The 8,875-nt window shown below is 64.1% G+C and carries 9 protein-coding genes and 2 pseudogenes; 6 read left to right on the top strand and 5 right to left on the bottom strand.

Annotated features, from left to right (window positions below; genetic code table 11):
- Positions 1-229: 229 nt before the first annotated feature.
- Both ABZV38_RS38375 and ABZV38_RS38370 read right to left on the bottom strand, forming a co-directional pair.
- Entirely contained in the window at positions 230-667 is a 438-nt protein-coding gene (locus tag ABZV38_RS38375; protein WP_356333348.1) for a hypothetical protein, read from the bottom strand.
- A gap of 1,334 nt (positions 668-2,001) precedes the next feature.
- The gene (locus ABZV38_RS38370; RefSeq protein ID WP_356333346.1) at positions 2,002-2,160 is read right to left on the bottom strand and encodes a hypothetical protein; all 159 of its coding nucleotides are present in this window, start codon (positions 2,158-2,160) and stop codon (positions 2,002-2,004) included.
- A gap of 309 nt (positions 2,161-2,469) precedes the next feature.
- Here ABZV38_RS38370 and ABZV38_RS38365 point away from each other — a divergent pair.
- Positions 2,470-2,901, top strand: a pseudogene (locus ABZV38_RS38365) (helix-turn-helix domain-containing protein); the annotation flags it as partial.
- A 178-nt stretch (positions 2,902-3,079) separates the two neighbouring features.
- Here the strand turns inward: ABZV38_RS38365 and ABZV38_RS38360 are convergent.
- Positions 3,080-3,535: a hypothetical protein gene (locus ABZV38_RS38360; RefSeq protein ID WP_356333353.1), complete on the bottom strand. Its 456-nt coding sequence runs from the start codon at positions 3,533-3,535 to the stop codon at positions 3,080-3,082.
- A 195-nt stretch (positions 3,536-3,730) separates the two neighbouring features.
- Between ABZV38_RS38360 and ABZV38_RS38355 the strand changes: the two genes are divergently transcribed.
- The 4 genes from ABZV38_RS38355 to ABZV38_RS38340 all read left to right on the top strand — a co-directional run bounded on the left by ABZV38_RS38355 (position 3,731) and on the right by ABZV38_RS38340 (position 6,372).
- Complete coding sequence (locus ABZV38_RS38355; RefSeq protein WP_356333344.1) at positions 3,731-3,883, top strand: hypothetical protein; 153 nt, start codon at positions 3,731-3,733, stop codon at positions 3,881-3,883.
- A 548-nt stretch (positions 3,884-4,431) separates the two neighbouring features.
- Positions 4,432-4,959 carry a hypothetical protein gene (locus tag ABZV38_RS38350; protein WP_356333342.1) on the top strand — a complete coding sequence of 176 codons (528 nt, stop codon included), beginning with the start codon at positions 4,432-4,434 and terminating at the stop codon, positions 4,957-4,959.
- Between the two features lie 589 nt (positions 4,960-5,548).
- The gene (locus tag ABZV38_RS38345; RefSeq protein ID WP_356333340.1) at positions 5,549-6,253 is read left to right on the top strand and encodes a DUF6262 family protein; all 705 of its coding nucleotides are present in this window, start codon (positions 5,549-5,551) and stop codon (positions 6,251-6,253) included.
- Positions 6,172-6,372 carry a hypothetical protein gene (locus tag ABZV38_RS38340; protein ID WP_356333350.1) on the top strand — a complete coding sequence of 67 codons (201 nt, stop codon included), beginning with the start codon at positions 6,172-6,174 and terminating at the stop codon, positions 6,370-6,372. The genes ABZV38_RS38345 and ABZV38_RS38340 overlap by 82 nt, the downstream gene beginning before the upstream one ends.
- A gap of 12 nt (positions 6,373-6,384) precedes the next feature.
- Here ABZV38_RS38340 and ABZV38_RS38335 read toward each other — a convergent pair whose 3' ends face one another.
- Entirely contained in the window at positions 6,385-7,299 is a 915-nt protein-coding gene (locus tag ABZV38_RS38335) for a hypothetical protein (protein ID WP_356333338.1), read from the bottom strand.
- A 308-nt stretch (positions 7,300-7,607) separates the two neighbouring features.
- Positions 7,608-8,420, bottom strand: coding sequence for a cutinase family protein (locus ABZV38_RS38330; RefSeq protein WP_356333336.1), 813 nt, complete (start codon positions 8,418-8,420; stop codon positions 7,608-7,610).
- Positions 8,421-8,600: 180 nt separating this feature from the next.
- Between ABZV38_RS38330 and ABZV38_RS38325 the strand changes: the two are divergent.
- Positions 8,601-8,724: pseudogene (locus ABZV38_RS38325) on the top strand (IS5/IS1182 family transposase); the annotation flags it as partial.
- Positions 8,725-8,875: the final 151 nt, after the last annotated feature.

Below are 8,875 nucleotides of genomic sequence, written 5' to 3'. Positions count from 1 at the left end.
AGCCCACAGGCTGAGATGCTCCTCCGTCACATCCACCAGCATGACCACTCAACGACAGCACCGATCAACCGTCACAAGATCTGCTGCTGTAGTACTTGGGGGCCGGGCCGGGCCGGGCCGGGCCCGGCGCGGTTGTTGGTGTCGGCTCCACCCCTATCGCTGATCGTGTGCGCTGGAAGCGTGATAACGTCAGTCGAGCGCGCGCCAATGTACCGGAGATCTCACCACATTACGTGATGCTGACCGATACATTTACAGAGCCAGCGTTATCTCCCAGGCAGGCGTCTGCATCGTTGATGCGCAACTTTAGCGGCCCGGAGTCTTGGGCACCGAAGTTGGCGCTGGACTCCACCAGAAACACGGGGCCGTTGCCAATCTGGCCGATAAGTGTTCCGTAGGAACCGGACTCTATGACGTGACAAAGCCCCTGGAATCCGATTATCGCATCGGTGCCCCAACTGTATCCGCTAGGACCGACGCGTCCACCAAGCTCGTTGTCGCGGCTAGAATCAACCGTCCAACTACCGGAAGCGGAAATGTCGACCGTTTGTCCGGCAGTGACGTTATCAACAGTCTGCCAACCGGACGTAGCGCTGATCGTGTTGTAGGAAGCGTCCGCTGGCGACGCTATCCCTAGGAGAATGCAAACTGCCGCGACAGGTGCCATGATGGCGACTTTACTTACCATCGTAAACTCCTTCCCATTTGTACAATCGCGTGATGCACGAAACCCTGCTGTCGCTCGGCCATGGTTGACAGCTCGCGCTCTGGTGTCGGGCGGTGTCAGAGCCTCCCGGCACCCTGGTTCAGCACTACTACCGACGGAAGAAACCGTTCATGAGTGCCACCTGGATGTTCGTCACTGCACGGAGCCTGATGCCCTGAGTACGATCTGACACGGTCTCAGTCCCCAGAACCACCCCCCGGTCGATCGACGCCAGGCCCAACCTCGTTGTGCGCACTGCCCTGATGTCGAGCTGCAGCCGCTGCGGCTGCTGATTCGGCCTTTCGGCGGCGTCACGTGTGGTTCAACAATTTGTCGAGCCAGGGGGGAAGCGGATCGCACCACGGGTGCAAGTTACAGATGCGCATGTCAGGCTTCACGGGCTTCACTTGCTTCTTGTGGCACCCCCAGAGGTCACACAAGTGCCGCGGGGGCCGCTTTTTGCAGCGTCCCCAGACCTTGCAAATAAGCCCCTGATCCTGACGCGAAGGTGGCTTGACTTGTTTGGGCGGACACGTCGGGTGCGAACTATCATGCTCCACACATGGCCTCGACACGGCCACATTGATATCGGGGCTCGCAGACGCGGCACTGCTTGCCACCGCCACTCCGCCCATTGCCAAGGGGCCGGAGATGGCAACGGCTACAACTGCTCGGACGAACCCATTTCCTAGCATGATATTTTCCAACCCGAAACTGTAGGGGGGGTCAACGACCCGGTAACGGGCACGTGCCAGGCACGATGTTGGGCCGACGTCGTTTCAATGCGTCGATGGGCCCTGACTTAGCGTCCGTTCGCGTCTCGCCTTTGAGGGCCAGCACTACTTTCATGCTACGCCCGCCACCGCGTCATGGGCAGCCGAACGCCTAGCGGAAGAAAAGCGACCAGGTAAAGGTATCGGCGGATCCACCTGAGGCAAGCTCACCCCGGTCGGCAGAGGATAAACACCGGAAGGCGCCGGGCCAATCGGTGCGGCACCATCCACATTCGAGAAATCAACGTTGCCGCCGCAGAACGCTGGCCGGGGTTTCGTCGATGATGGGCTGTCCCATGACCCGGCGAGCCAGGTTGGTGATGTACGGCGTGACCGAGTCCTTGACCACCTGACCGTGGAGGCGATGCAGCCGCGGTCGTCGGCAGACTCCAGCGCGAACCGCTTCGACGGCGGCAGGAGTGCCATGCGGCCCTTGAAGGTGAGGCGGAAGTGGGTGAAGCCGTGGCTTCCGGCGCGGCGGGCGGGGCCGGCCAGTCGCCCGTCGGCGGCGTACTCCTGGATTCAGCGCTGGCCGAGTATCACGTCGAGCGACCGGCCGTTGGTGTCACCGGGGAGTCGGAAGTCGGGCGCGGTGAGCGCTGCGAACATCTTCTTCCGCTGGTAGGTGGTCGGCTCCTTGACGGCGGTTGCGGTGACGGACTTTGCGGCGGGTGTTGCCATCCTCGTTGGTCTCGACGGCCGCCGCGATGTCCCACTTCGCCAGGGCAGCGATCAGGCTCTCGGCCCGTACGCTCGCCGCGAATCGGGCTGGCTCCTCGCCTGCCCGCAATGGCCCGATGTGGGCCCCGATCTTCGAGGCTCGCCCATGGTGGCTGCCTAAAGTCGGCTCTCCTACCGCATGTGTGGGTGGGCTGGCCTGGGGCTGGACATGAAACACGCCGTCCTCTGTGATCCTCGAGGTGTCGATGCTCAAGTTGGATCAAGCAGAGAGACGGCGTGCCTGCCTTCAGGATATGGAAGCGCACCTTGATGGTCGAAAACACCGTGGTCGAGGGCGCCATCTGGGATGAATCGGAACAGTGCGTGGTCGTGTCGGTGCGGCCTGACGCGCGGCGGCGCGGTCGGTGCGGGATCTGCCGGCGCCGCGCCCCCTAGTACGACGCCGGACGCGGGCGGCGCCGGTGGCGTGACCTGGACCACGGGGCTGCGAAGGTGTTTGTGGAGGCCGACGCACCGCGGGTGGACTGCTGCGTCCACGGCCCGACGGTGATCGCCGTGCCGTGGGCCCGGCACGACGCCGGGCACACCCTGGCCTTCGACCAGCAGACGGCCTGGCTGGGCGCGGAGTGCTCCAAGACCGCGACGGCCGAGTTGATGCGGATCTCGTGGCGGACGGTCGGGTCGATCGTGGAGCGGTTCGTGGCCGACCGGGACGCCACCGTCGACCGCCTCGCCGGGCTGCCGCCGACGCCATCATCGCCCTGGTCATGCTCACCCTCGCCGGCCCCCGCCCCACCCTCCCAGGACGTCAACCCGCGAGAGCATGACTCACACATCGGGGCAGGAGAGCCCGAAACTGCCGGTACACATGGCCCGGACCGGACAGGGCGCCAGTCGCGGGGACACGGCGCTGCTCAGATCAGAGATCTTGATCAGCAAACCACCAGCCGGCACACTGGAGCCCACCGTTGCGACGCAGGCAGACGCGCATCGCGTTCTTGTAGTTGTCGTGTTCCGAGGTCTCCAACCAGTACACACCGGAGTCCTCCCAGTAGTCCCACCCGCCACCGATGTTCTGGATTTCGGCAGTTGTCCAGAACTCCTTCCCTGACACCTCGGTGCGGTGGCGGTCCACCGAGAGGATCCAGGAAGCCCCGTCGTTCGGAACCCATGCTCGCGCATAGGCGTTGGTGAACGCCCGGTCGTGGCAGAGCCAAACCGTGACGGCATGGAGGCTGACCGGGTAGTGGCCCCCTCCGATCTCCACGTCCCATGAACCCGGACAATTGTCATCCGCAGTGGCGGGCGTGGCCGGGAAGAGCACTGACGTTGCAACCAGCGCCGCCGTGGCGAGAGCGCGGACCCATTTGCTCATGTCTGGACCTCATCGAGTCAGATGGTGACAGGTGGACACATACTCGAACCCCGCGCGTGACTTGACAAGGTACGGACAGCCGCGAGTTTGTTCAAAGTTGCTGCAGCGTGAGGGAGTTGTCGGTGTCGAGCTGGTTCGAGGCAGGGCCGGAACGGGTCGGAGGGTCTCTATTAACTCGTCGAGGGCGGCACCCACATGGACTTGTACGACATGCCCAAGCACGTCGAGCGGGCTGTCCAGGAAGCCGTGCCGTTCTTCGACGACCACCTCGCCGAGCAGGGCCCGCAGGAGGCTGGTACCCAGCCCCGTGCGGTGCTTCGGCGCCAGCTCGTGTGGTTCGCTGGGTAGGCTCTCCCCACCAAGGAGCGACGCACGCGGGCGACTGTGCGCCACGGCCGACGACCTGGTCGCCATCTGTGACTACTGCCTCCAGACGGTGCCCGACGGCGACGGCGTCCTGGAGGTGGATACGGACGCGGCGATCTGGGCCATGCACAGGCGGCGCGCCAGGGTCGGCTTCCACTCCGCCGACGCCGTCATCGCCCTGGTCATGCTGACCCTCGCCGGCCCCGCCCCACCCTCCCAGGACGTCAACCCGCGAGAGCATGACCCACACATCGCGCAGGAGAGCCCTAAAGTCTCGGAGCGCCGACCGCCCCAGCTACGACGTACCCCTCTCGGTCAGTGGCTGCTGCGCTCGGGCGCGGGTCGGCGGACGGGCCGGAGCGGGGCGAAGACAGGCGTCGGCCCGGCGGAAAGCCGGGCCGCGCGCACGGCGAGCGGCAGCGAGGCACTTGATGAGGTAGAGCACCCTGTAACAGCTCACTTCGTTGTCGGGAAGGCGCGACGAAACAGACGCCGTCGAACTGCTCACTCCCGAAGGTGAGCACGTCGTTGTGGAGAGGCTGCTGGAGACGGTGAACTCGGCCCGGGACCGGTTGGTGGTGACCTGGCTCGCCGACGGCGGGCTGCGCATCGGCGAGCTGTGCGGGCTGTACCTGGTCGATCTGCACCTGCGGGAGAACGCGTCCTGCGGCGAGTGCCGCAGCCTTCACCTGCACGTCTGCCACCGGCCCGGCAACCCGAACCGGGCCAAGACCAAGCACGCCTGGCAGGTCGAGCACGGCACGGTGACAGGCGGGCGGATCAAGAGGTTCAGCCCGGCGATGGTGCACGCCTACTTCGAGTGCGTCACCAGCGAGTACCCGCGCGGGGCCGGGCACGGCATGCTTCTGGTCCAGCTGCACGGCCCGGGCACCGGGCAGCCCTGGGCGCCGGTCGGGGCTCGTCGCATGCTGGCTCGGGCTGGTCAGCCCCCACGCCTTCCGGCACAGTTTTACGTCGGCGGTCCTCGACGCCGCCGACGGCAATCTGCTGATCGCCCGGGACGCAGGCGGCTGGGCCTCGGCCGCCACGGTCGATGAGGTCTACGGCCATGTCGACGTCCACGATCCCGTCTTCGATGCTGCCTTGCGCACGGTCTGGGGTGAGGGCAGGTGATGGCGCCGTCCCCGCTGCCGCGGCAGGATGCCCGTACACGACGGGACCGGCTGGAGGTGCTTACCGCACTGATCGGCGGGCCCGAGTTCGATCCGGTGCTGCGCGGTGGGGTGTTGAAGATCCCGCCGGCCCACCCGGTCTATTCCTGGAGCTGCACGGTCCCCGAATGCGCGTGGTCGCGCTGGCGGCGCCATGCGATGTGCTCGGTGCACGCCGTGGTGCTGTGCTTCCGGCACCGCAACCGTTCACAGCCTGCAGCTCATCGCCGTGTGGCATCTGACATGGGTGCAGTCACTTGCGGACGAGTGCCAGCGCCGCTACGTGGTCGGCCTGGACCCGTCCGTCTTCGCCGCGACTACCACCAGCGCATGGTCCAGGAGATACAACAGGCCCTGCGGAAAGGCTACTTCAGCCCCCCGACATCCGCGATGGCGGCTATATCGAGACCGAGCACTTCGGGGTGTGCTTCCCACACAGCTCCAGCTACGTTGACTTGACCTGCATCTCCCAGCGGTGGTTGCGCGACCGTTTCTGGGACCACATCGCCGACGTGCTGCGCTCGCCCTCCTGCCCGCGCAGCGCCCAGCCGGTGGACTTCCTGCGCCGCGTGGGCGCCGAACTGTCTGCCTTCTTGGAGACCGAGGCGCCGGGTGGCGGCCACGATCCCGGGGAACTGCGCGAAGAACACGCTCACAACTTCGTCGCGGACCTGCGCAACCGCGAACGCCTAGGCCTCGCCCTCCGCGGCCAGGCCCGCCTGGACGGCAAGAAGCGCGCACGGCCGCTGCCCTTGCGGCCCGCCGCCAGAGGACCGAAGCTGCCCTCCAGCGCGTTCGCGAGGCCGTCGCCCGGCTGCGGCGCGAGAAGGCCCGGGTCAGCGTCGCCGCCGTCGCCCGCAGGGCGGACGTCTCGCGCACCTTCCTCTACGACAACCCCGAGGCCAGAGACGCCATCGCCTCGGAGATGGACGAGGCCGGCGAACACCGGACCCTGACGCTCACCGACCAGGACGCGACGAGCGCGAGGCGACCTGGCGCGAACGCGCGCTCAACGCCGAGGACGCCCTCAAGACGGCCCAAGCCGAGATCCTCGCCCAGCGCACCCGAATCGGCTAACTCCTTGGCCAGATCCGCGACTTGGAAGCCGAGTGGACCGAGGAAGCCGTCCAACGGATCACCACCGAGAACACCACCCTCAAACAACGCGTCCGCCAACTGACGGCCGACAATCGCACCCTCGACGCGCGACTCAAGGCCGCCCGCTCCAACCTCCGCTTCCAGGACCGGCGCGTCGCCGACGGCGAAGCCCGGGTCGCCGCCCCGGTTGACCGCACGTGACGCGGACGACTGCTACTCGGGAGCTCCGCAGGAGGGGGCAAACCTTGCCCAGTCACGCTCACCAGCGATGAAGGCTTCGACGACATCGTTGCTCATGCTGAACATGATGACTTTGCCCGCGAACTCCGGAGCGGCTGGTGCGAAAACGAGCTCCTCACCACCGTAGTCGGGGGTTGTAGCTGTGACCTTTCCGGCGTACGTATCGAGTACATCGTCTCGAGTGCTGCCGATGTGGATGCCTGAGCGCGTCGAGATTGTCGTCGCCGGTGGTATCACGTAGATCGCGACAAGGCGGTCAGATGCGAAGCGTAGAAGGAGTCCTTTCGGCCCTCCTTCCACGCTGAAGTCTGTACAGACTCTTCTGCCTTCCTTGCCTGGGATCGGTGAGCCGATCGCTTTCGCCGCGTCGCCCCGGCTCATGCCCATCTTTAGAGGACCCATTCCGGTGACGGTGATGGGCTGGTGGCTCAGGTCAACCGCGCCACGGTCCTCCGAACCCGTGTCCACCACGTGTGTGATGAAGTGGCCGTCCCTCCAAGTCCAGGTGACATGGCGGAGTATTGATGGTCCATCCGCATGGCTGTCTTCAGGTCCATAGAACTTGACATCTGCGGCTACGCGGCCGTCCTTGACGACCAAAGATTTTTGCTGGTACTGGGGTGGCAATTCAGGGGTGGTATCGAAAGTGGGTGTGCTGCCTATCTCGCTGCCGTCATCGGTACGGTAAACGCGTAGTTCCTGCTCGAAGAAGTTGCTCGGTTGCGGAGAGCAATAAAACAGCACAGCAGTCACTTTACCGAGGCTTGGCAAGCTGCCCTGGGCGGTCCGCTGAACCTCAATCTCCCAGCGATCATATCCGCCAATATCGTCGCCTTTCGCGATCCCCTTACCATTGCGCACCTCCACCTTGACGGGCTTGTCGACCATGTCGTCGCAAGTGAGTCTGTAATTGCGATTCTCCCAATCAATCGCTCTGTACGCCAGCGATTTAGAATACGCCTTCGGCTCCAGGAAGTCTCCGCCGTGCCGGGCTTGAGATGTCGCCTGAGTAGACGACCCGGTGGCCAGGGTCGATGCTGCGACGAGAATGCAGGCTGCAGCCATAACTGCAGAGGCATGTCGCCAAGAGGTACCCCACATCGAATCGATCCCCTCTGAATTTTAAGGTCAGGCGCCCTTATCGAGGATTCAGTACGGGTCTCTTTGAAGAACTGTGCTGGATGTTCGATCCATCCTCAGCTTCGAGACACTAGGAAGTCGGCAGCCCGCTTGGTTCCGCCCGTCTCCACGTAACGAAGGTGCGGGCACCAAACCTTGTCAAGCTCTCCCTTGGCAGCCTTTTGGCAGTTCGCTAGGTCTGATCCAGGGCCAAGCCCAGAGTAGTGACAGACTGGATCGAATACAGTGCGCTTTGCGGCTGGAAGGTCGTACGAGACACACCAACTGGCGACCCTATCCTCGATGGCAGGAGAGAAGTAAGGGGTGATCGCATGGTTTGAGTACCACTTGGGAATGACGCCAGTTCCGCGGTATTGCGGATCGCCGAGAAGCGCGACACCGGCGATCCTATCAAGAACTCTAGTGCCAAGATTCTTGAGATACAGATGAATCACCCACGCCCCCTCCGAATATCCGGCAAGAACAAAGTGCTCGTTAGGACAGGCTCTGTACCTCTCGGTGAGCTGATTGTTGAGCGCTATAGCTCCATTGATTACCTCCTCCTGTCCGTTACTGAACCGCTCTCGGACGAGTTTCACCCAATCTGGGAACTCCGTCCTTGGGTATCCGATGGATTCGCCGCCGACTGCCACATCGGGGTCGGCATCGCGTATACCTCGCAAATACTTATCAAATACGTCTTGGACCGTTTCCCCCCAATCTTCCACTCCCCCTTCACCAAGGCCGTGTCCGCCGAAGAAGTAGATGTCTCGGCATTCAATGGGCTGCGTGGGTTGTCTGGCGGTTTCGACTGCAGCGGCCGAGTGAGGCGCCGCGACTCCAAAGAAAAGGAGAGTCGCCCCGAAGAACCTGGCCAGTCTTCCGATCATTACGAATCTTCCCGTCAACGGCGGAGTCTTCATATGACGCGGAGCCTCTGCGAGTTGGCCCTGTCCAAGAGGACGGGTCTTAGGGTGTCCTGGGCGGTGTGGCAGGCGCATGTCTCTCTTCGACCTTGCACCTGGATTCAGCCCGACGCATCTTGGAACCGTGACTGCGTGAGACCTATGCTCGCCGCCGGATTCGGCATCGGCGTCGCGACCGTATACCACTACATCCGCGAGGCTATCGACGTCCTGGCCGCACGCGTGTCCAGCCTCACCGACGCCATCAAGGGCCGCGAGCCGTGCAGCATGAGTGACCCTGGGCGGCACCCTGTTGCCTATCGACCGGATCGCGAGGGGGGGCGTAGCCAGGGCCTCGGCGTGAAGCGGGTATGACCGTTTTCTGATCATGGAATGTCCAGGATGTGCAGTGGCCGGGTGGCGTCACGGGCGTTCCTCCT

Origin of the sequence: Streptomyces sp. NPDC005181 (genome assembly GCF_040608395.1) — a bacterium.
GTDB lineage: Bacteria > Actinomycetota > Actinomycetes > Streptomycetales > Streptomycetaceae > Streptomyces.
The sequence above is the reverse complement of the archived record's forward strand: the minus strand, read 5'-3'. Positions and strand labels throughout refer to the sequence as shown.